At 70.5% G+C, this 26,499-nt stretch carries 26 protein-coding genes and 1 pseudogene; 12 read left to right on the top strand and 15 right to left on the bottom strand.

Annotated elements, in window-relative coordinates; genetic code table 11:
* Positions 1–88 precede the first annotated feature (88 nt).
* The 4 genes from WMF45_RS41525 to WMF45_RS41510 all read left to right on the top strand — a co-directional run bounded on the left by WMF45_RS41525 (position 89) and on the right by WMF45_RS41510 (position 8,535).
* Positions 89–5,500 carry a hypothetical protein gene (locus tag WMF45_RS41525; RefSeq protein ID WP_437711781.1) on the top strand — a complete coding sequence of 1,804 codons (5,412 nt, stop codon included), beginning with the start codon at positions 89–91 and terminating at the stop codon, positions 5,498–5,500.
* A 202-nt stretch (positions 5,501–5,702) separates the two neighbouring features.
* Positions 5,703–7,574, top strand: coding sequence for a tetratricopeptide repeat protein (locus WMF45_RS41520; RefSeq protein ID WP_437711779.1), 1,872 nt, complete (start codon positions 5,703–5,705; stop codon positions 7,572–7,574).
* Positions 7,567–8,055: a response regulator gene (locus WMF45_RS41515; protein ID WP_437711777.1), complete on the top strand. Its 489-nt coding sequence runs from the start codon at positions 7,567–7,569 to the stop codon at positions 8,053–8,055. Before WMF45_RS41520 ends, WMF45_RS41515 begins: the two co-directional genes overlap by 8 nt.
* A gap of 9 nt (positions 8,056–8,064) precedes the next feature.
* On the top strand, positions 8,065–8,535 hold the full coding sequence (locus WMF45_RS41510; protein ID WP_437711775.1) for a type II toxin-antitoxin system VapC family toxin: 471 nt from the start codon (positions 8,065–8,067) through the stop codon (positions 8,533–8,535).
* Positions 8,536–9,357: 822 nt separating this feature from the next.
* Here the strand turns inward: WMF45_RS41510 and WMF45_RS41505 are convergent.
* Entirely contained in the window at positions 9,358–9,597 is a 240-nt protein-coding gene (locus tag WMF45_RS41505) for a hypothetical protein (protein WP_437711774.1), read from the bottom strand.
* Positions 9,598–9,742: 145 nt separating this feature from the next.
* Between WMF45_RS41505 and tnpA the strand changes: the two genes are divergently transcribed.
* Genes tnpA through tnpC form a run of 3 tightly spaced genes read left to right on the top strand, consistent with a single transcriptional unit; the run spans position 9,743 to position 12,177 of the window.
* Complete coding sequence (gene tnpA, locus WMF45_RS41500; protein WP_437709629.1) at positions 9,743–10,084, top strand: IS66 family insertion sequence element accessory protein TnpA; 342 nt, start codon at positions 9,743–9,745, stop codon at positions 10,082–10,084.
* On the top strand, positions 10,081–10,452 hold the full coding sequence (tnpB, locus tag WMF45_RS41495) for an IS66 family insertion sequence element accessory protein TnpB (protein ID WP_437709627.1): 372 nt from the start codon (positions 10,081–10,083) through the stop codon (positions 10,450–10,452). The genes tnpA and tnpB overlap by 4 nt, the downstream gene beginning before the upstream one ends.
* A gap of 42 nt (positions 10,453–10,494) precedes the next feature.
* Positions 10,495–12,177: an IS66 family transposase gene (gene tnpC, locus WMF45_RS41490; protein ID WP_437709625.1), complete on the top strand. Its 1,683-nt coding sequence runs from the start codon at positions 10,495–10,497 to the stop codon at positions 12,175–12,177.
* A gap of 344 nt (positions 12,178–12,521) precedes the next feature.
* Here the strand turns inward: tnpC and WMF45_RS41485 are convergent, their stop codons facing one another.
* Entirely contained in the window at positions 12,522–13,145 is a 624-nt protein-coding gene (locus WMF45_RS41485) for a hypothetical protein (RefSeq protein WP_437711772.1), read from the bottom strand.
* A 170-nt stretch (positions 13,146–13,315) separates the two neighbouring features.
* On the opposite strand from WMF45_RS41485, the gene WMF45_RS41480 reads away from it, so the two are divergent.
* Complete coding sequence (locus tag WMF45_RS41480) at positions 13,316–13,480, top strand: hypothetical protein (RefSeq protein WP_437711770.1); 165 nt, start codon at positions 13,316–13,318, stop codon at positions 13,478–13,480.
* On the opposite strand, the gene WMF45_RS41475 is transcribed toward WMF45_RS41480, so the two are convergent.
* The 8 genes from WMF45_RS41475 to WMF45_RS41440 all read right to left on the bottom strand — a co-directional run bounded on the left by WMF45_RS41475 (position 13,462) and on the right by WMF45_RS41440 (position 20,184).
* Complete coding sequence (locus tag WMF45_RS41475; protein WP_437711768.1) at positions 13,462–13,962, bottom strand: hypothetical protein; 501 nt, start codon at positions 13,960–13,962, stop codon at positions 13,462–13,464. The two genes, WMF45_RS41480 and WMF45_RS41475, sit on opposite strands and share 19 nt — an antisense overlap.
* Positions 13,963–14,005: 43 nt before the next feature.
* A complete protein-coding gene (locus tag WMF45_RS41470) occupies positions 14,006–14,287 on the bottom strand; it encodes a hypothetical protein (protein ID WP_437711766.1) in 282 nt (93 codons plus the stop codon).
* Positions 14,288–14,293: 6 nt separating this feature from the next.
* Entirely contained in the window at positions 14,294–16,204 is a 1,911-nt protein-coding gene (locus WMF45_RS41465) for an aldo/keto reductase (protein ID WP_437711764.1), read from the bottom strand.
* 190 nt (positions 16,205–16,394) lie between these two features.
* Entirely contained in the window at positions 16,395–17,384 is a 990-nt protein-coding gene (locus WMF45_RS41460; RefSeq protein ID WP_437711762.1) for an RNA polymerase subunit sigma-70, read from the bottom strand.
* Positions 17,374–18,015 carry a glutathione S-transferase family protein gene (locus tag WMF45_RS41455; protein ID WP_437711760.1) on the bottom strand — a complete coding sequence of 214 codons (642 nt, stop codon included), beginning with the start codon at positions 18,013–18,015 and terminating at the stop codon, positions 17,374–17,376. The genes WMF45_RS41460 and WMF45_RS41455 overlap by 11 nt, the downstream gene beginning before the upstream one ends.
* A 202-nt stretch (positions 18,016–18,217) precedes the next feature.
* A complete protein-coding gene (locus tag WMF45_RS41450; protein ID WP_437711758.1) occupies positions 18,218–19,393 on the bottom strand; it encodes a WD40/YVTN/BNR-like repeat-containing protein in 1,176 nt (391 codons plus the stop codon).
* A gap of 1 nt (position 19,394) precedes the next feature.
* Positions 19,395–19,673: a MoaD/ThiS family protein gene (locus WMF45_RS41445; protein WP_437545718.1), complete on the bottom strand. Its 279-nt coding sequence runs from the start codon at positions 19,671–19,673 to the stop codon at positions 19,395–19,397.
* Positions 19,674–19,791: 118 nt separating this feature from the next.
* On the bottom strand, positions 19,792–20,184 hold the full coding sequence (locus WMF45_RS41440; RefSeq protein ID WP_437711756.1) for a LysR substrate-binding domain-containing protein: 393 nt from the start codon (positions 20,182–20,184) through the stop codon (positions 19,792–19,794).
* On the opposite strand from WMF45_RS41440, the pseudogene WMF45_RS41435 reads away from it, so the two are divergent.
* Positions 20,108–20,472 (top strand): annotated as a pseudogene (locus tag WMF45_RS41435) (SDR family oxidoreductase); the annotation flags it as partial. The gene WMF45_RS41440 and the pseudogene WMF45_RS41435 overlap by 77 nt on opposite strands.
* A 16-nt stretch (positions 20,473–20,488) precedes the next feature.
* On the opposite strand, the gene WMF45_RS41430 reads toward WMF45_RS41435, so the two are convergent.
* Entirely contained in the window at positions 20,489–21,721 is a 1,233-nt protein-coding gene (locus tag WMF45_RS41430; RefSeq protein ID WP_437719632.1) for a flavin-dependent oxidoreductase, read from the bottom strand.
* A 690-nt stretch (positions 21,722–22,411) separates the two neighbouring features.
* On the opposite strand from WMF45_RS41430, the gene WMF45_RS41425 reads away from it, so the two are divergent.
* Positions 22,412–22,669: a hypothetical protein gene (locus tag WMF45_RS41425; protein WP_437711754.1), complete on the top strand. Its 258-nt coding sequence runs from the start codon at positions 22,412–22,414 to the stop codon at positions 22,667–22,669.
* A 6-nt stretch (positions 22,670–22,675) separates the two neighbouring features.
* Here WMF45_RS41425 and WMF45_RS41420 read toward each other — a convergent pair whose 3' ends face one another.
* Positions 22,676–22,873 carry a hypothetical protein gene (locus tag WMF45_RS41420; RefSeq protein WP_437711752.1) on the bottom strand — a complete coding sequence of 66 codons (198 nt, stop codon included), beginning with the start codon at positions 22,871–22,873 and terminating at the stop codon, positions 22,676–22,678.
* Here WMF45_RS41420 and WMF45_RS41415 point away from each other — a divergent pair.
* Positions 22,850–23,362 (top strand): NADPH-dependent F420 reductase, encoded by a 513-nt coding sequence (locus WMF45_RS41415; RefSeq protein ID WP_437711750.1) that lies wholly within the window; start codon positions 22,850–22,852, stop codon positions 23,360–23,362. The two genes, WMF45_RS41420 and WMF45_RS41415, sit on opposite strands and share 24 nt — an antisense overlap.
* A gap of 122 nt (positions 23,363–23,484) precedes the next feature.
* Here WMF45_RS41415 and WMF45_RS41410 read toward each other — a convergent pair whose 3' ends face one another.
* The 3 genes from WMF45_RS41410 to WMF45_RS41400 all read right to left on the bottom strand — a co-directional run bounded on the left by WMF45_RS41410 (position 23,485) and on the right by WMF45_RS41400 (position 25,355).
* Complete coding sequence (locus tag WMF45_RS41410) at positions 23,485–23,871, bottom strand: VOC family protein (RefSeq protein WP_437711748.1); 387 nt, start codon at positions 23,869–23,871, stop codon at positions 23,485–23,487.
* A gap of 108 nt (positions 23,872–23,979) precedes the next feature.
* Complete coding sequence (locus WMF45_RS41405; protein ID WP_437711746.1) at positions 23,980–24,588, bottom strand: GyrI-like domain-containing protein; 609 nt, start codon at positions 24,586–24,588, stop codon at positions 23,980–23,982.
* A gap of 74 nt (positions 24,589–24,662) precedes the next feature.
* Positions 24,663–25,355, bottom strand: coding sequence for a hypothetical protein (locus WMF45_RS41400; RefSeq protein WP_437711744.1), 693 nt, complete (start codon positions 25,353–25,355; stop codon positions 24,663–24,665).
* A 677-nt stretch (positions 25,356–26,032) separates the two neighbouring features.
* Here WMF45_RS41400 and WMF45_RS41395 point away from each other — a divergent pair.
* On the top strand, positions 26,033–26,368 hold the full coding sequence (locus WMF45_RS41395) for a cupin domain-containing protein (protein ID WP_437711742.1): 336 nt from the start codon (positions 26,033–26,035) through the stop codon (positions 26,366–26,368).
* Positions 26,369–26,499 lie beyond the last annotated feature (131 nt).

Here is a 26,499-nt window from a genome sequence, read left to right as displayed (position 1 = left end):
TTGCACGCTTGCGCTCGAACCCGGAAATCGGGTAGCCCGGTAGGTCACGGCGCGGGGCGTAAGTGGGCATGGTGCAAGGGTAATCGCCGTGGATCTCGACGCCTTCCCCGGGGCCGCCGCCCGCCGCGCGCTGCTCGCCGCGGCGCTCGTGCTCGCCTTCGGCGTCGCCCACGGCGTCCCGGGGGCACGCGAAGCCGCCGCCGCTGAGCCGCTCGTCTGGGTGGCGCCCGGCAGCGCCGGCGTCGTGCCGTGGAGCAACGGCCCGCAGCAGGGTGCCCCCGCTCCGGACGAGGCGCGCGCCGCGCCCGCCGCGGTCGACCCCACCGCGCCCGTCGCGCTCGCCGCGGGGCAGCTGCTCCTCGTGCCCGTGGAGCCAGGCGACCGGCTGGAGGTGCGCGGCGACGTCGCGGGGATCGGCCTCGGCTCCGGCATCGGGAGCGTGCCCGATGTGATCACCTGGATGCCGCTGCCTCCCGCCAGGGCCGGCGCGCGCGACGTCGCGGTGCCGGCGTGGTCGAGCGCGCGCTTCGTCGTCGTGCGCGCGGCCGGCGCGCGCGGCGCCGGGAGCACGCCGGTCGCCGTGCGGGTCGCCGCACGGGAGAGCGCGCCGCTGGCCTGGTACCGCCTCGACGAGGACGTCGCCGCATGGCTCGGCGGCCGCGCGCCCGCGCCGGCCACCGCGCCGGGCGAGGCGGGGGCGCTGCTCCGCTGGGTCGACGCCGCGCGCGCGGCGCTCTCCGCACCGGCGGCGACGGGCGCGCCCTCCGCGCGCCTCGACCCGGCCGCCGCGCGCCTCGACCCGGCCGCGGCCGCATGGCTCACCGCGCGCTATCTCGAGGAGTCGCTGCTCGTCCGGCCGCTCGTCGAGCCGTACTTCGCGGCGCGCGGCGTCGAGCTGCGCGGAGGGCGCGAAGGCCCCGATCTCCCGGCCGTCGAGCGCGCCACGCCATGGCGCTCGCTCGGCGCCGGGGCGCGGCTCGAGCTCCGCGCGCCCGGCGCGGACGTGCTGCGCATCGCGCTCCGGGCGCGCACCTACGGGACCACGCGCGTCGTTGTGCGCGCTGGCGGCGCCGTCGTCCGGGAGCTCGTCGTTCGCACCGGGTCGCGCCTCGCGGACGCCGCGCGCTGGAGCGAGCCACGGTGGATCCGGGTGCCGCTGCCGGTCGATGCGCGCGCGGCGACCGTCGACGTCGTCGAGGGGGAGCTCGCCGTCGCCGCCAGCGGCTACCAGCAACGCTCCAGCGTCGCCGAGCTCCTCGCGCCGCAGCGCGACCGCGCCGGCCTGCTCGATCGCGCGGCGCGACGCGATCTGGCCGGCGACGGCGATCGCGCGCCGGTCCACGCCGAGGCGCCGCGGCTCCTCGCCGCCGCAGACCGGGCCGCCGCGCCGGACGCCGCGAAGGCCGCGCTCGACCTCGCCGCGCGGCCGGCCGTGCCGCTGCCGCTCCGGGCGCTCGTCCTCGCCGAGTCGGTGCGGTGGGCGCCCTCCTCCGGCGCGGCGTTCGCGCGCGCGGCGCAGGCCTACACGGCGGCGCAGGCGTCGGCCGCGGCGAAAGGTGATGCGGCGGCGCAGGGCCGCGCGGCGGCGGGCGCCACGTCGCTCCAGCGCGCCATCCTCGCGCGCCTCGCCGCGGCGCACGCGGACCCGGGCGCCGCGGACGCGCCCTGGTCCTGGCGTGCTGGACCCGTGCCCGCTCAGCCCGGGGCCGCGGCGCCGCGCGAGCCCGCCGGAGGCCGCGCGCACCCGGACGACGTCGCGGCCGTGTCCGCGCTGGGCGCGGCGATGTCGCCGCCGCGCGATGGCCGCCGGCCAGCGGGGGCGCCGCTCGCGGAGCGTTACGCGCTCGGCCATGGCGACGTCGAGAGCGCGGCGCCGCTCGCGCGCACCGCCTGGGCGCGCGAGGCCCCGTGGGACGCGCTCGACATCCCCGACGGCGTGGCCGCGTGGAGCGCGATCGCGCCGCCTCGCGACGTGCTGCCGCCGGCGGGAGGCGGCGCACCGGGGCGCGCCGCCGCGGAGGGCGTCTGCGAGGTGGACGCGGCGTCCGGGCTCCGCTGGACGCTCCTCGACGCCGCGCGCGCGCAGATCGACGTCGAAGCGCCGCCGGGGGCCCACGCGCGGGTGCTCCTGCGGAGCGCCTCGAGCCAGGTGGTCCCCGAGTCGCCGGTGCTCATCGACGGCGCGCCGACCGCGGTGCACGGGGGCGCCGGGCTCACGTCGGTCGTCGCCGTGGCGCCCGGGGCGCGCACGTTCCAGCGGCCGGCGGGCGCTCCGCCGGTGCTCGCGCGCATCCCGCGCAGCGGGCGCGCGCCGTGCGCGTCGCTGCGCGAGATCGTGCAGTGGGCCTGGGTCGACGGCTCCGCGACCTTCGCGCTCCCCGACCCGGAGCGCGCCACGCTGGCCCGCGTCGTCCTCGCGCCGCCCGCCGTGGTGGGCGAGGCGGCGCTGGTGTCCGGAGCGCAAGGCGTCGCTGCGCCGGCGCCTGGAGCTCCGGGCGCCGCAGCGCCCGCGTCCGGAGCAGCGGCGCCGGCGCCCGGAGCGCGAGGCGCGCCGCCCCCCGCCGACGGCCCCGCGCGTGTGCTCCGCGTGCGCGCTGGCGCCGCCGTCCACGAGGCCTGGGTGCGCGCCGGCGCCACGGGCTCGATCGAGGTCCCGGTCCCCGCCGGCGCGCACGAGCTGCGCGTCGAGACCGACGCGCCGACGCTGCTCCGCGCCTCGGTGCGCCTGCACCCCGCCGCGCCCGGCGCCTCGCGCGCCGTCACGCCGGTGCGCCCGCCGGACGGCGCGCCCGTCGACGGCACGCTCGAGCAGATCCGCGGCGCCACGCGCGCCCTCCGCGCCGCGCCCTCGCCCGCCCGCGCCGCGCTCCACGCGGAGCGCGCCGGGGCGCTCGACGCCCTCGGCTTCCCGGCGCTCGCCGCGCTCGACCGCCCCGCCGAGGAGGATCCCTGGGACGCCGCGCACCTGCCCGGCGCGTCGACCGCGGGCGCGCCCCCGAGCACCGTCTTCACCCTGCCGCCGGGCAGCCCGGTGGCGGTCCCGCTCGGCCTGCCCGCGCGCGTGCCGCCGCTCCCGCTGCCCGACGACCGCGCGCCCCTCGCTGGCGCGCGCGGCGCGCGCGCCGGCGTCGACCCGCGGCGCGGCGTCGCGCTGCTCGCAGGTCCCGCGGGCGACAGCTCGGGCGCGGACGCGCTGCTGCTCGGCCTCCTCGCCGAGCGCTCCAGCGAGGTGCAGGTCGCCGCCGACGCCTTCACACGGATCGGGCTCGCCCACCGGTCCGCGGCGGCGCTCGCCCGTGCGTCGAACCTGGCCACCGACGTGGCCTCCGCCGCCCCGGCGCCCGATCGACGGCTCACGCTGCGCGCCCTCGTGCTCGCCGAGCTCGCCGTGCAGGAGGCCGCCCGCGAGGCCTCCTCCGGTCAGCAAGGCGCCGCGCCCGCAGCCTCCGGGAACGCCGCGCAGAGCCCGGCCGTCGCTCCTCCCGCCGGCGCCGCGCCGCCGCCCGTCCAGCTCCCGCCGGCCGCCCTCGCGCGGCTGGCCCCGGTGACCGGCTGGACCGTGCCGCCGCGCGCCGACGCCACGGCCGGCACGGCCACGCTCGAGATCCGGGCCAGGGCCGATCGCGATCTGCCGCTCCGCGTGCGGGTGCGGCGCGCGCTCGTCGATGCGCCGGAGGCGTCGCTCCTCATCACCGACGGCGCGCGCGCCGAGTTCCGGCTCGACCGCGCCGCGCCGGGCGCGATCGTGCTCGACGGCGTCTGCCGGGCGCTCGACCGCGAGGAGACCCCCTGCGCGTTCTCGATCGCGCTCGACGGCGAGCCGGTCGCGTGCTCCGCGGCGTCCGCGCCGATGGCCGACCGCTGCGTCGTGCAGGTGCCGCGGGGCAGCCACCGCATCGAGGCGCGGCCTCCGGCGGACCGGAGCGTCCTCGGCTGGATCCGCGCGACAGCGGCCGGCGCGGCGCAGCCCTTCTCGGGCCGCGTCCTGTCGACATGGAACGACATCGACCCCGCGCGCCCCCTGGAGCTCGCGTTCGTCGGCCCGACCGTCGTGCGCATCCGCGCCCGCGCCGCCTACGAGTGCGCGTCGCCCCGCGCGCGCGCCGCGCCCGCGGACGGCGGGGATCCGGCTTGCCATCCCGAGGTCGCCGCGGCCACGCCCTCCGGCCAGCTGCGCTTCTCGGTGGCGCCGCTCGACGGTGTCGGCGGCGAGTCCGGCGGCGGCGCGGTGGAGGAGGGCACCCTCGCGCTCGACGCCTCCGAGGACCGCGCCGCGCGCCGCCTCGGCGTCACGCGCGAGCCGTTCTTCTGGCTCGGCGGCGAGGTCGAGTCCCGCGTCGCCGTCCTCCCCGAGGGCCCGCATGTGCTGCGCGTCGCCTCGCCCGGCGGCCGGGCGCTGCTCCGCGTCGAGCTCGCCGTCGCGAACGGCGCGCCCCGACCCCGCGTGCCGCCGCCCGCGCCGCCGCCGCTGCCCGCGCCGATCGCGCCCGCGGACGAGCTGCTTCGTCCGGCGCCCCCGGTGGGAGAGGACCCGGACCCGGGGCCGCTCTCCGTCGGCGGCTACGCGCGCCTCGTCGACAGCGAGCTCGCCGAGGAGGACGCCCGTCTTCCGGTCCGCTTCCTCGAGCTCGGCCTCGACGTGCACCGCGAGCTGATCGAGCGGCGCGCCTGGATCGCGGCCGCGGGGTTCGGCCGCCTGCGCGACGGGCCGGAGAGCTTCGGCGCGGAGGCGCGCTTCGACATGAGCTCGAGCGGCTGGGTTCCCGGCGGTTCGCTGAGCGGCCGCGTCGTGTTCCAGCCGGACGCCAGCGAGGCCATGGGCGCCAGGGCGAGCGCGAGCGCGTTCTGGTCCATCCCGCTCGGCGAGCTCACGCTCTCGCCGTGGGCGGGCTTCACGTGGCTCATGGTGGACGAGTCGCTGCGGGGCTTCGTCGGCGCCGACAAGGACGTCTACACGCCGTACGGCGCCAGGCACGACACGCAGGCCTCGCTCGGGGCGCGCCTGCGGTACCGGCCGTTCGTCGACGCGCTCGTCACGGCGGGCACGTCGCTGCGCCTGAGCCCGGTGCCGTCGGCGCTCGACCGCATCGACGCGACGCTCGACCTGGACCTGCTCCCCGGCCGGGGGCTGTGGCCGTGGATCCAGCTCGGCTGGCTCGCGAGCTACCGTCCGGTGAACGAGACGCGCGACGAGGCCTTCCTGCGCGACGCGTTCACCGCGGGGCTCACGTTCTGGAGCTGGCTCGCCCGCGGACACCGCGTCTCGCTCGGCGCGGAGGGGACGTTCCTGTTCGACCTCCCGAGCCCGGCCGAGGCCTCGCCGCGCGCCTCGCCGCGCGTCTCGGGGCTGGTCTTCCTCCGCTACGACTACACCGCCCGCCGCGGCCTCCGCGACTTCCCGCCGGCGTCGACGCCGTTCCGCGACCGGCAGGAGGAGGGGAGCGGGCGCATCATCGAGCGCGAGCGGCCGGCCGTCGAGCCCTCGTGGGAAGAGCCGTGAACGTTGCGAGGTGCCCGACACCAACCGTACCGCCGCCGAGACTCACCCCGGGCGAGCGCAGAGCGGCCGGCATCCAGATCCTGCGCCAGCGTCGAGGCGGAGCAAGGCGAGGGCGGACGCTCGGACAGAGCGCCGCCCCTTGGTTCCTGGACGAGGCGGAACAGTTCCTGGACGAGGCGGCATACCGTGTATCTTCTTGGGCATGGACGCCGAGACTACGGACTCCGCCCGGAATGCAGCATCCACGCCCGGCGCCGACGTGCCGGAGGGGACGCGCCTCTGGGTGGACGGCCGACTGATCACGAGCTCGACCGAGGTCTCCATCGCGCTCCAGCGGGTTCACGCCCGGGTCAAACAACGCGGCCCCCGCGTCGACAAGAATCTCGCGCTCGATGCCGGCGGAGCGCGTCCCAACAAAAAAGCGCCCGAAGCGCCTCTTGCTGAGTCCGGCGACGTCGATCCGCTGGCCCTCCTTCAGATCGCCGGGGATCTCTTCCAGCAACTCCGCGTTAAGGAAGCCATCGGGATCTACGAAAGCATCGCGTCGATACCGAAGGCTCGAGCCGACGCCAACGCGGGGCTGGGTTGGTGCTACCTGCACCTGCGCGATTTTGACCGATCGATCCGGCGCTTCGAAGAGGCGCTGGATGCACAGCCAGGGTTCGGTCGGGCGCTCTACGGTGCGGGAATCGCGTTGCTGGAGCTCGGGCGCCTGGAAGAGGCGGCCTCGTACGCTCAACGATTGGCTGGGCTGCCCAGCAAGGAGGAGCGGGCTCGTGGGCTCTACGTCCTCGGACTGGTCGACCGCGCGGGCGGAGCATGGGAGCAGGCGGCTGCGCATCTGGAGGAGAGCCTCGCGACCTACCCTCATCGCCGTAAAGCGCAGCCCGGTTGGAGCGAAATCCGCCATCGGTATGAGCTTGCGCTGTGTTACCGGGAGTTGAACGATCTCGAGCGCGCCCTCGAGCACCTCGCCTGGGCTGCGCGACATGAGCGGAAGCCGGGCCCCATCGCGATCGACCTCGCCAAGCTCTACCTGGAGCTCAAGCGGTACGATGACGCGGAGACCAAATTCCAGGCCGTGCTCAAGCACGACCCGCGGAGTCTACCGGCGCTGGTCGGGCTTGGGCGCGTCCACCTGGGAAGAGAGGATTACAGGGGCGCGATCCAGAGCTTTTCTAAGGTGCTCTCCCGGACGAGGAGCGATCTCGACGCGCTGAAGGGCATGGCCGATTGCTACAAAGGTCTGGGAGATCTCGATCGTGCGGCAGGGTATCTTGAGCAACTCGGGCAGCTCTACAAGATGCCGCGGGTGCAGATGGAGAAGCGCCTGCAATCGCTCCAGAAGGAGCGGCAGATGCGCGACGCAGAGCTGCTCCGGATGCGCAACATCGCGGCGCTGAACATCATGGCGACCGGCATCGCCCACGAACTGCGCCAGCCCCTCTCGCTCATCCGCTTGGCCGCGCAGAACGCCCGTTTGGACATGAAGAAGGGCATCACGTCGAACGTCGATGCGGATCTCGCGGACATCGACGAAGGCATCGTGCGCCTAGACAAGGTCATCACGCTCCTCCGCGACGCGGCCACCGACGAGGTGGCCACGGACGAGATCGTCGAACTCGACGCCGCGATCGACGCCGCCCGGCTGCTGTTCGACGCGCAGCTTGGCCTCCGGGGCATCCAGGTGCTCGTCGAGCATACGCGCGGCGTTCGTGTTCTGGGCAGTCGCGTGGCGCTGCAGCAGGTGCTCAGCAGCCTCATCAGCAATGCGCGGGACGCGCTCGCCGAGGCCCAGGTCAAGAAGATCCGCATCTCGGCTGAGCAGGAGGGGGATGAGGTGAGGATCGATGTCAGCGACACCGGAGCCGGGATGTCGGAGGCGGTTCGTGAACAGGCGCTCGACCCATTCTTCACCACCAAGAAGAGTGGTGGTATGGGCCTTGGCCTGTACTTCTGTTATAACCTCGTGGCGCGCATGAAGGGGACTTTGCGCATCAAGGAAACGTCGATAGGGCGAGGGACGACCATCGAGATCCAGCTTCGCCGGGCAGAGGGAGAAGACCGTGGGTGAACCGAGAGTGCTCGTCGTCGAGGACGAGGTCGATATTCGGAGGCACGTCGTTCGCGCGCTCGAGCGCGAGGGGATGACTGTCGATCAAGCTGGGGACGGCGAGGAGGGCTGGGACAGCTTCGAGAGAGAGCTGCACCCGGTTGTTATCCTGGATTTGCGCATGCCGCAGCGCGACGGGATAGAGCTGCTCCGCCTCATCCACAACAGGAGACCAGAGACGCGAGTCGTCATCCTGACTGGCCATGGCGGCAAGGACGACGCCATCCAGGCGCTGAACCTCCATGCGGCGGCCTACCTCGAGAAGCCGCCCGATATTGATGCTCTTATCGAAAAGGTGAGAGAGGGGTGGGCTGAATATCAGGAGCGTGTGGGGGTCCCCGAAGTGCCTTTGGGCGCGACGCCTGAACCGCCTCCAGGCCTGGAGGCGGTACGCCGCGTCCTCGCAGGGACGCGCGCCGTGCCGAAAAAAGAAGGTGAGTGAGGGAAGATTATGGGTGCATATCTTCTCGATACTAATGCGCTTATCTATCATTACGAGGGCGATCCCATTGGGCGGCAGATCGACGCGCTGCTGCGCGTTCCTGCGAATCGATTTTACGTGTCCAGCCTCGCCTTGGTGGAGATCCGTTCCGCGTTGGCAGCAAGGGTGCGGGATGGAAATCTGACGTTCGAAGGATATCAGCTTGTTGTGAAGCAGTTTTCTTACGATATCTCGTCCCTGGGTAAATTTCGTATTGAACCACTTCGGCAGAAGTTTGTCGATCCATGCATCCATCTGCTCGAGGAGTACGCCCTGCGGCAACGCCTCGGATTGCGAACGCTGGACTGCCTGCACTTGCGCGTGGCCCTTGACCTGAAGCCGCGAGAACCGGACTTGCACATCGTGACCGCGGATCGCGCGTTCGCGAACGTGGCGCGTCTGGCGGGTGTGACGCCGTTGCTCCTGGAAACGCCGACGTAGAGCCACCCCTTTCATGGTCACGGATCGCACCCGCCGCGAAGCACGCGGGCGGTGGCGACGTAGCGCTGCTCCTGCGCCCGGCCCCACGTCTGGCGGCACGCCAGGTGTGAAGAGATGCGCCGGCGGGGCCGAGCCAGCAAGCGCCGAGCGCGAGAGCCTAGGCGTGTCTGCGTGGGCGCCAGAGCAAGGCGCGCCTGGAGCGCCGCCCTCGCCACGCCAGCCGATGTTTGTCCTGGAGGATACCGCCGATGCCGTTTCCGTCGCCCGGGGCGCGCGCCCTCTCGCCGAACGACGCGTGCGCCGCGCCGGTGTTCCCATCGGGCTCGGACTCTTGAGCGGAACACGACTCCGCCTCGACCCAGCTCGCAAGGGTCAACGGGCTCCCAGCGTTGGTTCCGCCTGTCAGGAATCCCGCCAGAACAACCGGCCGATGACGAGCGATCGCCGGAAACGATAGCGATTCCTATCGTTTCCGCCTGTTCCGCCGCGGAGGGCGGCTCCGGTGTGGCTCAACGGGGCGCCCTCCGCCGCCGCCTCGCCCGCGGTGAAGGGCCCGCGGCATCACCGGTCCCACCGTATAGCCACGCTGCACGCGTTGGTTGACATAGAAAAAACGCACGCGTTCCACATCTCTCCTGGAAAAGAGACGCTGTATCGACAACTTATCCATGCATCCCCCAGCAGCGCCGCAGGAGCGCCGCGGCGCTGCGCGCGTCTGCCCCAAGCGCCTCAATCCACAATGGGGCCAGCGGCGCAAACGCAGCACCAGCCGGAGCGGGCAGGGCACCCGGAGCAGGGTGGGCTGCCGGTGCCGGCGCTCGATCAGCGCGAGGCCTCGCTCCGCTCGATGCTCAGCTCAGGATGGTTCGCCTGGATCCATGCGAGCGCCTGTTCGATCACCGCAGGTTCGTCCGCGTAGAGGATACAGGGGGACACGCAGAACTCGAGGTAGGCGGGCGTCGACCAGATCACCAGGTCGTCGCTTGTCCAGAACGACTGCGTCCGGTCGCTGAGTTCGGGCGCGCGCGGGACGCCAAGGGCCCGCGCCAGCGCCTCGCCCAACGTCCTCGGAGAGGCTCGCGCAATGGCGGGCTGGCCACCCCGGGATCACGTCCGCCTCGTGCCCAAGGGCGAACGTATCCGTTCGGCGACCTGCATGCTGTCCTGAGGCCCAAACGCTGCGTAAAACCCTGCGCCGGAGGTGTCGATGGACGAAAGCAGAAGCACCTGGCGCGATCGAGTGACGCGCTGGCACAAGAGCGGGCACTCAGCCCGCGTGTTCGCGGAGCAGGAGGGCGTCAACGCCGGGACGCTCTACTCCTGGAGCCGCCGACTGGGGATGAAGCGGAGCGAGTGCCGGCAGCGCCCAGACGCGGCGAAGCTGCCTTCATTCCTCCCGGTGGTGGTAGCCTCCCCGGAGGCGACGGCGCTCTCCTCGGGCGCACCGCTTGAGGTCGTCCTGCCCGACGGCGCGGTCGTCCGCGTCCCGCCGTCGTTCGACGAGGTTACGCTGGCGCGCGTTGTTCGTGCGCTCGGGGGGGCGCGATGATCCCTGGCCGCGTCTCGATCTACGTTGCCACCGAGCCGCTCGATCTGCGGCGCTCGTTCGATGGTCTCGCTGCCGTCGTGCGCGAGGTGCTGCGACAGGACCCGCTCTCCGGAGCCCTGTTCCTCTTTTTCAACCGGGCGGCCGACCGCTGCAAGGCCCTTTGGTGGGACCGCAGCGGGTACTGTCTACTTTACAAAAGGCTTGAGCGCGGGGCATTCCGAGCCCCGCGTGCCGTCACTCCGGGAGCCACGAGCGTCATCATCGACGCCGCCGAGCTCGCGAAGATCCTTGAAGGCATCGCCCTTGCGCCTTCGAAGTTGCGGAGAGCGGTCCCGTTCGCCGAGACCGCATCGCCTCCGGCGCTCTGATCCCACCTGACAGCTTCGCACGCTCCCGGGTAGCACCCACGGTTGCATTGCATCGAGCGGCGGAAATTTTCCTCAACAAGCCCCTTCAAAAAGCAGGAGCTCACGAGTACTTACAGCGCCGTGAGCAAGCCGGTCGAAGAGCAGATTCGCGAGCTCAAGGACAAGCTCGCACGCGCTGCCCACGAGCGGGACGAGTACCGCAAGCTCTACGAGCTCGCCAGCATCGAGCTGGAGCGGTTTCGCCGGCACATCTTCGGCCAGAAGGCCGAGCACGTCGACCCAGCGCAGATGCAGCTCGCCTTCGACGCGATCTTGCAGATGCTCGCGGGCGCCGGTGCGCAGCCGGACGCGGGCGCGACCGGCTCGCCAGACGGGCGCGATGGCGCGGCGCCGAACGGCTCCTCCGGAAGCGGGGACAAGGGGCGTCAAGCCCGCCCGCACGGGCGGCAACGCCTGCCCGAGCATCTGCCGGTCGAGCGGATCGAGCTGTTGCCGCCGGAGGCGCAGGACGAGCGCGCAACCGCGCTTGTCCGCATCGGCGAGGAGGTATCGGAGACGCTCGAGTGGCGGCCCGCGAGCTTCGTGCGGCTGCAGATCGTGAGGCCGAAGTTCGCGGTCAAAGGTGAGCCCGAGCAAGGCATCACGATCGCCGACGTCCCCGACAGCCCTGTTCCGCGCAGCCTCGCCGGTCCGGGTTTGCTCGCGCACGTGCTGGTGAGCAAGTACGCGGATCACTTGCCGCTTCACCGGCTGGAGAAGATGTTCGAGCGCTGGGGCCTTCACCTCTCGCGCTCGACGCTGTGCGGCTGGGTCGAATCGTGCGCCAACAAGCTCGCGATCCTTGTCGGGGCGATGGCCAAGGACGCCCTGAACGCGCACTGTATCGCCATCGATGCCACCGGCGTGCTCGTGCAAGCAAAGGACAAGTGCCGGCGGGGCCACTTCTGGGTCTTGGTGGCGGACCGAGAGCACGTCCTGTTCCGATTCACGCCGCACCACAACCAGGATGGCCCGAAGGAGTTCCTTCGCGGCTACAAGGGCTATGTCCAGGCCGACGCCTCGAATGTCTACGAGCAGCTCTTCCGCACCGAGCAGGTGACCGAGGTCGGTTGCTGGGCGCATTGCCGGCGGAAGTTCTTCGAGGCGATGACCTCCGACCGGGAGCGCGCGACGGTAGCCATCGGCTTCATTCGCAAGCTCTACGCGATCGACAAGGCGACGAAGGAGCTGCCTCCGAGCCGTCGAACCGAGCAGCGCCGAACGGATGCCGAGCCCGTGCTCGTGGCCTTCCGCGTGTGGCTTGAGACAGAGGACCTGCTCGTCCTGCCGAGGAGCCCCATCGCTGGCGCCATCGGCTATGCGCTCAACCAATGGACCGCGCTCAATCGCTTCCTCGAGGATGGTCGGCTCCGCCTGGACAACAACCGGAGCGAGCTTGAGCTCCGCCGTGAGGCCGTGGGCAGGAAGAACTGGATCTTCGTGGGCAGCAAGGACGGTGCCGAGTGGAACGCCACCATCGTGTCGCTCATCGCCTCCTGTGCGCTGCACGGTATCGAGCCCTGGGCCTACTTGCGCGACGTGCTGATCCTGCTGCCCACCTGGCCGCCTGAGCGGATCATCGAGCTCGCTCCCAAGTCCTGGAAGCAGACCCTCGAGAACGCCGACGCTCGGCAGCGGCTCGCGGCCAGTCCGTGGCCCCGGGCGCCGGCCGCGGCGCCCAGCTGATCGCAGCTCAGCGTCGCCGTCCGATGTGGCGGGCACGGACGCCACCTTGCCGCCCGCCGGGCGCGCCGCTCGCCGGCTTTGGCGCGCTGGCGACGCCTCGTCGATGCTCGCGCGGTCGACGCGTGGCTTCCGGCGCCTTGTCGACGACTCGGCCGAGGCATCGGTGGCACGTGGCTTCGCCGCGGCGCGCTTGCGGGCGACGTGCACGCGGGCGGCGACCTCGGCGTCGACCGCCGCTTCCTCCGCTCGCTGCTGGGTCCAGCCACCCTTCCTCGCAGGCCGCTCTTGCTCTCGCATCGCGCCGCGAATCTACGGCGACGGCGCGCACCACGCGAGGATGGGGTCTACAGAACGCATACGGCGAACCGCTCCAGGAAGATGTGCCACGAATCGGCGAAGACGAAGCGCTCCACCACCCCGTCGTCGGCGACGATCGCACCGTCGGTGGCCATGAAGTAAAGGCCCTTGGAGAAGGCGCCGGTCGGCACCAGCCCGTCGCGGGGCAGGACGCTGCCCTCGATCTCGAGCGCAGGGCCCAGCCAGTAGAGCTCGCCCTGGTCGCGGGAGACACAGAGGCCGCCCGCGTGCTGCTCGAACGCGAGCAGCGGCTCGCCGGCCGCGACGCCGTGAGGCGCGAGCAGCTCCGCGAGGCGGGCGCGCGAGGCGGTGCGCTGCGGATCCCGGAGCACCCCCCGCGCGCGCAGGGCGTTTACCGCGCGGTCCGTGAGCACGCCCCGGAACCCCTCGGCGGCGAGCATCCATCGCGTGTGCGCGAGCCGGTCGCCCGCCGGCGGGAGCTCGTGGCGCTCGAGCACACGCCCGCCGAAGTCGCGCTCCTGGACGAGCGATACGCCTGATGCGGTGCGCTCGATGCGCAGCGCTCCCCGTTGCTCGGGCCGGTCCAGGCCGACGGGCACGAGCCCGCGGCTCGCCGGCGCGGGGGCTTCGCCCGGATCGCGGAGAGCCACGGTGACCTCGTCGCAGGCGATCGCCGCGACCGCTGGCGCGCCAGCAAGCGCTTCGACCGCCTGGGCGAGCCGCTCGACCGACCTGGCGAAGACGAGCGTCCGGTCCGGCGCGGCGCGGCGCCCGAGGGGTGCCCGTCGAGGAGGACGAGATCCTCGGCGTCCCAGACCGTGTGGTAGGCGTCACTCGCGGCCCCCACGAGCCGAGCGCCGAGCGCCTCCGCGAGCCGGGCGCCAGCGCGGGGGCGGGCTTCGAGGCGCAGGTGGTGGAGGCCGCGCTGCGCGATGTCGAGGAAGCGCGCGAGCTTCTCGACCAGGATCACGGGGACCCCGCATAGGGCAGCAGCAACTCGCCCGCCTTCCTCGAGAAGTCTCGGACCGAGATGGTGCCGTCCTCGGCCACGAAGAAATCGACCATGCCCTGGGCGCGTTCCGCGCGGTCGTGAGAGACGTCCAGGTACGGATCGAGCCCCGCGAATGCTGCGAAAGGCGCGCTGATCCCGATGGGCCAACAGCCGGGGCGAGACAGCGCCCTCGTCATATTGCGTTCCAGCAGCGCCGCTGGGCCGAGGAGGATCTCCCACCAATCTCGCGAGGGGGGACCGAAGGAACCGCCGCTCGCGAGCTCCAGCGGCTCCCGCGCGCGATCCGAGCCGGCGAAGCCGCCGATCGCAGCCTCGGCGGCGAACAGCGCCTCGTGGGTGGGAAGCCCGCGCAGACGCAGCAATTTTTCCAGCTGTTCGCGTCCGGCACGACGCGCCTCGCTGCGGACGATGCCACGGTGGGCGAGGATCTCGATGGCGAAGGGGGAAATCTCCATGGTGGGCCCTCAGCGCGGCATCTGCACCCGCATGTTCGCTGCATTACGTGGGTTCATGAGGCTCCTCGCGCTCCTCGTCGGTGCGCCCTGGTTCATCGCTTGTTGCCATCCGGGCCGAGCCGCATGTACCGCGCGGCAAGTTGTTGCGTCGCTCATAGTCATAGAGATGCTCGCTCAGTGCCGCCGGCTCGGAGCAGTTCGCCGGATGGCGCGTCGCCTGGGAGAATTGCCCGTTGGTCGAGCCGTTTGCGGCCTGAACTGGCACCTCCTCCTTTTCGAGAAGCTCGAGGTGGAGGTCGACGAGCGGGCGCACGCTCTTCATCACGGGCGCTCACTCGCCTGGGAAGAGCTCCTCGGCGGTCATGTACTTCGCCCCGAGCGCTTGCGCGAACTCCCGGTCGCTTTCCATATCGCCGACCATGACCAGGTGCTCGCGCGCGAGCTTGTGGCGCTGGATCAGCGCTATCCCGAGCCCCGGCAGGGGCTTGCGGCAGAAGCAGCCGACCGGAAACGCGGGGTGCGGGCAGTACACGACCTCGGCCACGGGCAGGCCGAGGAGCTCGATCGTCCGCGAGAACGCGGCCAGGACAGCCTCTTCGGTCACCGATCCTTTCGAGATGCCGCTCTGGTTGGACACGAAGAAGAGCGTGTATCCGTCGTTGACCCAGCGCTCCAGGGCCGCGCGCCGACCGGGCAGGAGCTCGACGTCGTCGGGGTCGCGCGGGTAGATCTCGCCGCTCTTTGTCGTTCGCAGCGTACCGTCCACGTCGAGGAGCAGGCCCTTGCCCGTGAAGAGCGGATCGACGCGCCGGGCAAACGGGATCTCCTCGACCACCGAGAAGCCCTCATCCACGTGCGGCGCCTCGAAATTCGCAGCCCACCGCGAGAGCGCCTGCGGCGGCGGCAGGTTGGGATCCTCCTTGCCGAGCGCCTTCATGTCCTCCGGCCCGAGCAGCTTGCCGTAGCGCTCGAGGACGCGGAGGACGACGTTCGCGTAGGCCTCGTTGATGGGCGTGGCCAGGTACCGGCACCGGACCGGCACGCCGTGCGCGTGCGCCATCCGGAGCACCGCATAACGCGACGCGCGCGTGCCGTACGTATTGTCGAGGACCACCCGCGTCTGCCCCGAGGAGAGCAGCTCTCCGAGCTTCTTGACCACGCCGTCGAGCGTGCCGCCGAGCTCATCGCGGTTCAGGCGCGCGTACCCGCTGGCCGTGTAGCGGGCGACCTCCGACGATTTGCCTGCCCCTTGAATTCCCATGACCACGACCACCTCGGGCGCATCGCCGGGGCCCTCTCCGGGCTCGAGCTTGCGCAGACCGGCGGGGATCACGGGCGGCGCGACCGAGGCCAGCACATCGGCCGCGGGCGCAAAGCTGGTCTTCGAGAGGTCGGCTCGATCGCGCTCGCCAAACGGGACCCGGAGCGCGCGCAAGCAGGACTCGACGCTCTCCCGCCTGGTCGCCCCGAACAGGGGAAGGACCGGGGGGCCGAGATCGAGCAGGGCCGCGAGGGCCGCCTCCTGGGGCGTGACGCTGTGCCGCGCGGCGATGGGCTTGATCGCGCGGTTCTTGAGGAGGTTATCGACCTTGGCGTGTCCGCCGAGCGGCCGGTGGGCGAGGAACGGGATGCCCATTTGCCTGGCGAGCTCGAAGAGGCCTCGGGCCGCGCTGCCGCGATCGAGGACGCTCAGCTCCTCCTGGATGGCCTGCACCGGAAAGTGCCGCTGGGCCTGGCGGACCTCTGCGATGGAGGTGTTGCTGAGGCCGAGGTGCTCGATGAGGCCCTCTTTCTGGAGCTCGGCGAGCGCGGCGAGGCTCTCTTCGAGGGGGGTCCTGGGGTCGGTCACGTGGAGGAGGAGCATGAAACTCCGCGAGACGCCGAGCGCCTTCAGGCTGCCCTCGACCGTGCGGCGCAGGTGGTCGCGGCTGCCGTTCGGGGCCCATCGCCCTTTGGGTCGGGTGAGGCCCGCCTTGGTGATGACGCGCACGTCGTCGCGCGGGCCGGACCACGCGTCGAGCGCCTTGCGGACGAGGCGCTCTCCATAGTGGGCCTCGCGGTCGGTGAGGCAGTAAGAATCGGCGGTGTCGAGGAGGCGTATGCCTCGATCGAGGGCAACGTGGATGACGGCGATCGCGTCCTCTTCCGAGGGGCGCCCCTCCGTGGCCAGCCGGAGCAGGCCGAGGCCGAGGGGAACGTCGAGGTGGCCTAGGACACCGTAGGGCGAGGGGGCGGGAGTCACGGAGACGATGACGTAGCCAGGTCCGCGGATCGATGCAAGCGCCAGCGCCGATGCTGTGATGTTGCGAGGGCTCGGCGGCGCGCGCAGCGAGCCGCCCTCGACGGGCCCGCGCTGCGCGCCGCGATGGCCGAGTTCGTGGCGCTCGTGCTCGCCGGTGAGCGCGCGGCGCCTGGTAGCAGCGCGGGCTCGCTCACGAGCTGGGCAGCTCCGACGGCACGCCGAACAGCGGGTACACCTCGGGCAGCATGAAATGGTCGACGGTCGCGATCGCGCCGTCGCGCGTGGTGACGAGCTGAATCGCCGACAGGGTGTGTGGCGCGCCGGCGACTCGGGGACGATAGAAGGCCAGCGCCGGTTGTCCGTTCGCGGCGATGCGCAAGTGCAGGAATTGCCGAGGGACGATGCTGCCGAACATCCGCCGGTAGAAGCGCTCGTTGGCGGCGCGCCCGGAGACCCAGGTCGGCGCCGGCGGCATGGTGGTCCGCATCTCTTCGTGGAACAACGCGACCAGGGCGTCCAGGTTCGCCTCCTCGAACGCGCGCACGTACTGCTCGAGCAAACGCGGATCCACCTGCGTGGTCGTCGCGATGTCGACCGGCTCCGCCCCGCCGAGCTTGCTGCCGATCGCGCTGCGGGCGCGGAACAACGCGCTGTTCGCGGTCTCCACGCTCGTGGCGAGCGCCTGCGCCGTCTCCGCCGCCGACAGCCCGACAACGTCGCGCAGCAGCAGCGTCGCGCGCTGCAGCGGGGACAGGCATTGCAGGGCCGCCACGAAGGCCAAGGCCACGCTCTCCTTGAGCGCGTAGCGCGCCTGGGGGTCGCGCTCCTCGACGCCTTCCAGCCAGGCGCTGGGCATCGGCTCCAGCCAGACGGGCTCTTCGACGCGCGGCAGCGGGGGCTGGGCGTCCTCCGTCGCGGGGAACGCGTCCGTAGGAAACAGGCGCCGCGGCCGGCGCTTCAGCTCGTCCAGGCAGACGTTGGTCGCGATGCGGTAGAGCCACGGCTTGACCAGCGCCTCGTCCTCCAGCGAGTCCTTGGCGCGCCAGGCGCGCAGCCAGGTCTCCTGCACCACGTCGTCGCCGTCGTGCGCGGAGCCGAGCATGCGGTAGCAATGCAGGCGGATCGCGCCGCGCAGGGGCTCGACCGATCGCAGGAACGTGGCGTCGTCTTTAGGCGGCATGGGGCCTCATCACGGCCTGGGCGTCGGCGAGGGCGCGGCGCATGCTATCGCGGCCGAGCACGCGCGTGAGCCACGCCTCGAGGTGCGGAAACCCGGCCAGCGAGAGCCCGCACAGCGGCGCCAGGCTGTAGTGCGACGCGAGCGCGAAATCGGCGAGCGAGAGCGATCCGGCCAGGTAGTCGCGCCCGGACAGCGCCCCGTCGAGCACCTTGCTGAGGTGCGCGAAGTCGGCGCTGCTGGCGGCGATGACCGCCTCGCTGGGCGCCCCCTGGCCGGTCAAGCGCTTCACGATGCGTTCGAACGCGACCGCGGTCATGGCCGGTCCGAGGTGGGCGAGCTGCCAGGCCAGCCAGCGATCCAGCTCGGCCTGGGCGCGCGCCGTGGCCGGCACCAGGCCGCCGCCGCATTTTGTGGCCAGGTAACGCATGATGGCGGTCGACTCCCAGAGCACCAGGTCGTCGTCCACCAGCACCGGGACGCGCCCGTTCGGGTTCAGCTCGAGAAATTGGGGCGCGCGCGAGGCTCGTTGAAACAGGTCGACGTGGACCGGCTCGAACGAGACGCCGAGCTCGTAGGCGACGGCACGGACCTTGCGACAGTTGGGAGAAAACGCGAAATCGTAGAGTTTCATGGCAGTCTTGACCTCTCCCCTCCAAGACTGCCGCCGGGGCCGAAACTGTTCGGGGGCCGCGAAGTTTTTTCAACCGCGGCCGGCCGAAGCGCCCGCGCCCGGTCGGGCCGGGTCGGACGCCCCGGTCAGCTCCAGCAGTGCGGACAGCTCCGCCTTCTGCGCGGAGCTATCTGTACACCGCTCTCCCTGGCCAACCAACCCATCACGCCATGCGTACCGAATAGATCGGCGGCAGGTTATTGGAGACGGTCGTCCAGCCCTCTCCGCCGTCATCGCTCACGTAGAGATTGCCCGTGGTGGTGCCGAACGCGACAGTGCCGTCTTTGTTGGCGAGCGCGTGGCGGTAGATGACGTCGTAGGCTTGCTCCTGGGGCAAACCCCTGCGGAGTTGCTCCCAGGTCTCGCCGCCGTCCTTCGTGCGAGCCACGAAGAGCGCGCCGTCGACGGTGATTCGCTGCATGTCCGATTTCCCGGGGACGACCCACGCCGTGCGTCCGTCCTTCGCGTCCGCTGTGATGGGGAAGCCGAAATGCACGCCTTGCTCCGGGCGGCTCACCTTGCGCCAGCTCTTCGCGCCGTCGCTGCTGTAGTAGATCCCAACGTGATTCTGCTGCCAGATATGGTCGGGAGCGCCCTCGCATTGCTCGATGTAATGCGTATCGTGGCCCCACTCGGCGTCTGGCTCGGGCGTGTGATCGAGCCGCATGCCGCTGTTGCGCGGTCGCCAGGTCTCTCCACCGTCCGCTGTTTCGATGACGCCCGCCGTGGACACGGCGACGAGCATTCGCTTCGGGTCACGCGGGTCCACCACGATGGAGTGAATGCCGGGGGCGAACTCGCCCCCCTCGGAGGCCGGCGTGCCGAACCATTTCGTCTCGCCTTTGCCCTCGCCTGTGAACAGGTCGCCGCCGCGTGACTCGTGGTTCCAGAGCGGCCGGTTGAGCTCGAAGGAGCCGCCGCCGTCGCGGCTGACGAACAGGCCACCCGGAATGGTGCCAACGTAGACCGCGCCGCCCGGGCCGAAGCCGATGATCCAGAGCTTCTGTACCGTGGCCGGGCGCGTGACGATCTTGATGCCGACGCCGAAGTCGCTGCCGGCGTCTTCGTACATGTCCTGGCCGATGTAGCGAGCGCCCTCGGGATACTTGATCTGGGCGGGGTTGTCGTTCCAGGTCTCGCCCTCATCCGTCGAGACGGACAGCTTGGCCCCCCAGTGGCCGAAGCCGAGCAGCGCCCAGAGCTTGCCCGTGTAGGGATCGCGCGCGACATAGTTGACGCCGCCGCCGGCATGGCCCGCGAGGCGCGGCTTCCACGAGCCGTTCTTCTTCTCGACGATAAACGTGCCTTTTCGCGTGCCTACCAGGATACGGCTTGCCATTTCACCCTCCGCTCAACGCTTGCAGAATGTGGACCTCGTCGTCGGCAGCGACCGCGTCTGTGAGTCCCTTGCGGTCGCGGATCATCTGCTTGCCGACGAAGATGTTGACGTGCGTCCGCAAGCGGCCGCGCTCGTCGCAGATGTAGAAGCCGATGCCGGGCGCGAGCCTCTCCAGGGCCGCCACGACCTCGCCTGCCGTCGACGCCTCGACGAGGAGGTGTTGACCTTCGAGGTGCGGGAAGAAGGTGAAGAGATGGCGCGTCAGGTGGACAGACGGCATGGTGGGCTCATCGTACTCGCGAGCTTGACCCGCGTCAATTGGTTCGGCCAGGCCGGCAGGCGAGGCGCAGCCACACGCAGCCACACGTAGAGCCCCGATGTTCTCGGGGCCCAGACATTCACCTTCCGAGGCTTCTGTCGAGCGAAGACTGAAGCTCGGGGCGACAGCCTCCTCGGTCGATACCCTCCTTCATCACGTCGTCATGGATGTGGCTCGCGAGGTGCTCGATCAGCGCCCGTACCGCGGGCGGTAAGCCGCGGCGCGAGGTGAACACGATGTGGACGATGCCCTCGGTCACGTACCACTCGGGGAAGACGCGGACGAGCTTGCCAGCCCTCGAGTCCTCCGCGGCGATGTGATCGGGCAACAACGCCACGCCCAGCCCGGCGATCGCCGCCTCTCGCAGGGCGGCGAAATCGCCGCACGAGAGGCGTGGCGTCCGGAGCGACGTCTCCAGCCTCGCCGATCTCGATCGCCTCTTCGAGGTGGTGAAGCAGCAAGGCGCCCCCATCGACGTCCTGTTCGCCGACGCCGACGGCGGCGAGCTCGCCGCGCTCGGCGCGATCACCGAGTCAACGTGATCAGCCCGGGGCCGATCGACACCCCAGGGCTGCACGGGCTCGGCGCGACCGAGGAGCAGGCGCGGCAGATCAAGGCGAGCCTCGTCGCCGGCATCCCCCTCGGGCGGCTCGGCTTGCCGGAAGAGGTGGCCAAGGCCGCCGTCTTCCTCGCCTCCGAGGACAGCAGCTTCATCAACGGAAGCGAGCTCTTCGTCGACGGCGGCATGGCGCAGGTCTGAGCGCTCGGCGCCTGGTTCACGCCGGCGTGACGGGCTCCGAGGCGCGCTTCAGGCCGGTCAGCACCCTGTAGCGGGCGGCGATGGCCTCCAGCTCGCCGGGGGCGAAGACGTCCTCGATGCGGTCGAATCCGTCGGGCGCGCGCTCATAGGCGATCTGCAAGCACTGCTCCGGACCGTTGCGGCGATTGGCCGCGACGATGGCGGCGGTGGCTGGCAGGCGCTCGGCCTCGTAGGCGGCCAGCGCTTCCACCGGATCGGCATGGGCGGCGAGCGCGCGGACCAGGGCGCGGGCGTCCAGGATGGCCTGGCTCGCCCCGTTGGAGCCGTTCGGATACATGGGATGGGCGGCGTCGCCCAGCAGCGTCATGCGCCCATGGCTCCAGCGCGGCAGCGGATCGCGGTCGACAAGCGGGAACTCGTAGATCGCCTCGGCGCTCCGGATCAGGTCGGGCACATCCAGCCAGCCGAAGCGCCAGTCCTCGAACCTGGGCAGGAAGTCGGCGGGGTCGCCCCGCCGGTTCCAGTCCTCCCGTCGCAGGCTCCTGGCGAACGCGAGATCGGCGGCCCAGTTGATCTTCTGGCGGCCGTCCGGCCCCGGTGGGGAGATCGGATAGACGACGAACTTCTGGTCCTGATGCCCGGCAATGATCATGCTGGCGCCCGTGAGGAAGGGCGCCGCCAGGCTGGTCCCCCGCCAGAGGATGTGACCGCCATAGATCGGCGGCCCCTCGTCCGGATAGAGGCCGGCGCGCGCCGCCGAGTGGATGCCGTCGGCGCAGATCAGGAGATCGGCTTCAACCTTCCAGGCCACGCCCTCGCGGTTGAGGAAGCGCGCCACGATGCGGCCCTCGCCCTCTTCGTGGCCCGCGAGGCGCCGATCGCAGAGCACCCGGTCGGGGCCCAGCCGCTCGACGGCGGCGTCGAACAGCACGCCCTGGAGGGCGCCGCGGTGGAGGGAGAGCTGCGGCGTGGCATGACCCGCGAAGCGGCCGCGGGGCTCGGCCCAGATGCGCTGGCCGAAGCGGTTGAAATAGATGAGCTCGCGGGTCGCCACGCTCTGGGCCAGCAGGGCCTCGAAAAGACCCAGCTCGCCCAGCACCTCGGCGGCGTGGGGCAGGAGGTTGATGCCCACCCCGAGCGGCAGGATGGTGGGCGTCGCCTCGAACACCGTCACCTCATGACCCGCGGCGTGCAGCGCCAGCGCCGCGGCCAGGCCGCCGATCCCACCGCCCGCGACGATCACTTGCATAAGTCCTCCCGTAGACATGCGGCTCGACGCCGCCCCGTGTTGAAGCCGCCGCCCTCTCGATAGCCGGCACGGCGGCTGCCGAGCATTCAAACGAGCGTGCCGACCGGTCCACAGCTCCTTACCACAAAAGCGGGGGCTCTCGTTCGTGTCCGAGCCGAACGTGATCTGCCGGGGAGCGCCTCCGCTCGCGGGGATGAGCCACAGGTTGGAGACGTAGGTGTCTGCCTTGGCGTCGATCTCCTCGAGGACATAAACGATCCAGCGGCCGTCGGGCGAGAGGACCATCTCGGCGACAAGCTTGAACGACAGCAGGTCGTCCGCCTCGAAGCGGCGAGCGTGGGGAAGTCGCATGGTACAGAAAGGCGAGCCGAGGGGGGGCCGATGTCAAGGCCTCCTCGGAGCGGCGAGGATCTCACGAGACCAGGCGCCGTGTACGGTGGACGGAATGACACTCAGGAACTGCGCATCTCTCCGACAGGGGCGCCGACAGGCTCATGTGCTCGTCGCGGTCCACGGCGAGGGTGACGGGCTCGTTTTCAGGCACTCGGCCTCGTCCAGGGGCGCCGCTGCGGCTGGGGGAGCGCCGCGCTGCAACGGAGAGTCTTCGCCTGCGCCACTGATCTGTCACGAGCGCGGAGCATGCTGTGGAACATGCGGAGCGACCCACCTGCCACGCTGGGACGAAACACCGTGACCCTGTACCTCGGGCCGGCGGAGGACGAAGGCCCGGAGGCCAGCGAGTCGTCTGGCGAAGCCATCTGGTTTGACCGCCGGGATCCACGATCCATTCGCCGCGCCCAGGAGATCCTCAAGGACCGGCTGGGACTCTCGGTCGCACCGACGCTGTGCGACGAGCCTTCGCCTGGCCTCGGGGCAGCGCTGGGCCGGATCCTCGCGGCCCTCGTTGGCTGGCGTGCGCCGGGCTCGTGGTCGCCTGAGCGGTCTTGACGGCGCTCATCCATCGGCGAGCGCGAGAGGCCGCTGGGCGATGACGTCCACGAGGTAGTCGCGCAGGGCCGTCACCTTGCGCGGCACGTGCTGAGCCGGCGGGTAGACGAAGAAGAGCGTTCCGACGGTTTGCTTCCAGCTCGGAACCAGCCGTACCAGCCGCCCCGCGAGCACGTCCTCGTGTGCCAGGTAGCCGGGCAGCACGGCGAGGTCCGGGCCGCCGGCAGCTGGGGCGACATCATCGTCCTGGCCGTCCCGGCCCCGGCGCGCGCCGACGCGATCGAGAAGCTCGGCGACGTCGAGGGCAAGACCCTCGTCGACCCGACCAACCTGCTGAACGCTGACTGGAGCTACGCGGGCGACCTGAACAAGAGCGGCGCCGAGCAGGTCCAGGAGTGGGCCCGGGGCGCGCGCGCCGTCAAGGCGTTCAACACCGTGTTCGCGCAGAACATGGCCAGCGGGAAGGTCGACGGCGAGCCCTTGAGCCTGCTCGTCGCGGGGGACCACGACGATGTCAAGAAGCAGGTGCTCGAGCTCGGCAAGGCGCTCGGCTTCGAGGGCGTCGACGCAGGCCCGCTGGCGAACGCCCGCTACCTGGAAGCGCTGGGCTTTCTCAACATCCAGCTGGGCTACGGCGCGACCAAGTACGGCGCGAACATCGGCTTCAAGGTGATCGGCAAGCTCGCGAAGTAGCGAGCGACTCTCAGGGATCTCTCCAGGGCCGGCGCGTCGTCATCGTCGGCGGCGCGCGCGGAATGGGGCCCGGCGCGGCGAGGGCTGCAGCGCGAGAGGGCTGCCGAGGCCGGTTGCCCTGGTCATTGGCCGGCAGGCGGCTGCCAGAGTTCTACCTTGTTTCCTTCCGGATCGATGACCCAGGCAAACTTTCCGTACTCGGAATCGTCGATCTTCTCGAGGACGTTGCAGCCTTCTTCGCGCAAGACCTTGACGAGGGCGTGGAGATCCTCGACCCGGTAGTTGACCATGAACGTCGCAGCGCTGGGCGCGAACTGGTCACTTTGCGCCGAAGCGATGGACCAGACGGTCGTTCCGGCGACCGGCTTGCCTTCACCGTCGGTCCAGCTGAAAGCCGTGCCACCCCATTCCTGGACATCGATCCCGAGGTGCCGCTTGTACCAAGCCTGTAGCGCCGGAGCGTCTTTGGCTTTGAAGAAGATGCCGCCAATGCCAGTGACTCGCTTCATGGAACCTCCGAGGACGGGTGGTGGTGAGGGAGAGCGTGTTTTCTGCGACCTGACGCCTGGGTTGAGCCGTGCCGCGAAGCGGCGTCGGCTTGAACGATCTGCTGGCCATCACTCCATGGGTTGGCGGATGATGGTCTTCCACTTGGCCGGATCGGCGCGACGTATGTCGCTCAGATACACCTCGTGGTGCTTTCCTGCAAGCGCCGAGCGCGCGCCGATAAAATCGTGGACCCGTTGAATGGTCGGCCCTTCTTCAGTGAAGGGGCCGATGTGAAGTATCTGGGCGCATGATCCTTCGGTGAAGCTCTCCAGCCTGAGCGCGTCCAGCGCGGCGAGCGCCTTCTTTCGTTTCACTTCCACCATGGCAGCCTGAATCGTCGCCTCCTCGACAAAGTGAGGCTGCATGATCATCATCGTCCAGTTCCACCGAGACCTGTCGTTGGAGGTGAAGACGGACATGTCATCCGACCACCAGAGGCCTTCGAGGGGCATGACCGCGTAGTCGATCCCTCGCGCCCCCTTCTTTACCATGAATTTCGTCGTGTAGGCAACGGAGAACAGCGCTTCCACGGCCTCGGCGTACTCCCGCGATGTGTTGGGATCGCCCTTGCCGTCGATCATGAGGAACTGAAATGTCGGCACGTCAACCTGAACGACCTCCTTCGCGGATGCCTGGTAGAGATGTTTGAGTTCCCTCTTGAGATCAACCTTCGACACGAATGCACCTGATGATAGTCAACATGTTGCGCTTCGGCGGAGGGCGCTTCAGCGCCGTCGGCTGGAAGCGCCGGTCAGGCGCCTCTTGCCGACCGGCAAAGCTCCTCCAGCGCGGGGTACGTCGACGCAAGATGCTCCCGCCACGCCGCCCCAGTCAAGGTGACGTTGCCGCAGCTGACCTCGACACCTGAAATTTCGCTCACGATCACGCCCGCGACGACCCAGAGCACGCGAGCGCCGGGGTCGTTCAGCTCCAGCGTGATGCCACCGGGCCGCGCATCGCGATACGAGGACACGAACAGTCCGCCCGTCGTCATGGGTACCCGCTCGATTGTCTGAATGAACCATCCTGTATAGTCGGCGGGTACGCTATCAGGCTCCGCCGGTGGCCCGCCGTAGCATCGCCAGGTCACGGCGACGCTGTAGCCAGAGAAGAGTCGACGCCACTCGGCGGGGCTCGGAGGAGGCGCTGGCAAGTGAGCGTCGAAGCCCCGCTCGCTGAACCAAGCGGGCACGGTCTCCACCCGTTCGATCTCGTGTATCTCGATCCTGGAGCACCTGAGCTGCAACGACCCGGGTACATCCAGCTCGAACGCGAGCGCCGGGCTGTGTTCCAGCACTTCGAACCCTTCGCAGCAGTGCCCGGGGACATAGCCACTCTCCGCGACCGAGTAGTGTTCGATGTCCATGGCGCGGAGCTCAAGCTGACGGACGACCCGCTGCTCCCCGGCGCGATAGCCGCCGCCAACCTGGATCCAGAGCGACATGCGTACGCTGCCTGGAAGCGAGGAGCCCGGGGCCGACGTCGGCGGTGGATCGAGGCGTTCCACGACCGCGTCCTGAAGCCAACCGTTGTCAGAGAGCCAGCTCTGAAGATCTGCGGCGGAGCGGAGGATCATGTTCGCCGTTGACGGATTGCCAGGGGGTCCTGCTGGGGTTCGCGCTGTGAGCCTGACACACAAGGGCCGTCCCGGTACAGGTTGATGTACAGGCAGGCATCCCCTCCACGAACACGACCCACGGCGCCCGCTGCTCCGGGTAGCCCTACTGCGGGAAGTCGGCCGGGGAAGCGAACCGCCAAGAGGCCAAGGGCGCCAAGAAGACCGGGGAGTAGGGGGGATGCCCGGGCGGCCCCCTTTCCCTCTCCCCTTGGCGTCCTTGGCGGCTTGGCGGTTTTTCTGCTGATCCGGGGCAACTTCCCGCCGTAGAGGTGGGCAACGTCGAGGTACGCGCTGTCGCGCCTACTGGTCGCCAGCATCCACCTATCGGGAGGCGCCGGACGTAAAAAGACGACATTGGAAGGGTTTGCTGCGCTCACGAGATCGGTAATAACGACGGACGATGCGAGCGGCCTTCTTTTTTCCTCGTTACACACTGTCTTCTCGCGAGCGCCTGCACGCAAAGGACGCCGCGGAGCGCGGGGCACGACGCGCACGGACCCGCCGTGGAGATCATCGCGAAGGGCGAGGCGTCGTGGGACGGCGCGGCGCTGCCGGCCTACCCGACGACGGCACCGGAAATCACCGTCGCACGTATCACGATCCCCCCGCGCGGCGCGCTCCCGGTCCACAAGCACCCGAGCATCAACGCGGCCTATCTGGTCTCCGGCGCCGTCACGGTCGTGACGGAGTCGGGCCGAGAGCGCCAGCTGCACGCGGGGGACGCGATTATCGAGCTCGTCAACGCCTGGCATACCGGGCGGAACGACGGTGACGAGCCGGCGGTGTTCGTGGTCGTTTATGCCGGCTCACCGGGAGTTCCGCTCTCCGTCAAGAAGTAGTGGACTGCGCTGTCGCAGGCGCTGGGGCACGCTGGACCAGGGCGGCGGCGGAGGCGGTCGCAGGGGCGGGCTCGGCATGTGCGGCGCGGCGTCCAAGGGGGGCTCGGGCGGGGCAGCATCCGCTGGGACGA

The organism is Sorangium sp. So ce448 (assembly GCF_051520915.1).
Lineage (GTDB): Bacteria > Myxococcota_A > Polyangia > Polyangiales > Polyangiaceae > Sorangium > Sorangium cellulosum_B.
This window is presented reverse-complemented; position numbering and strand designations above follow the sequence as displayed.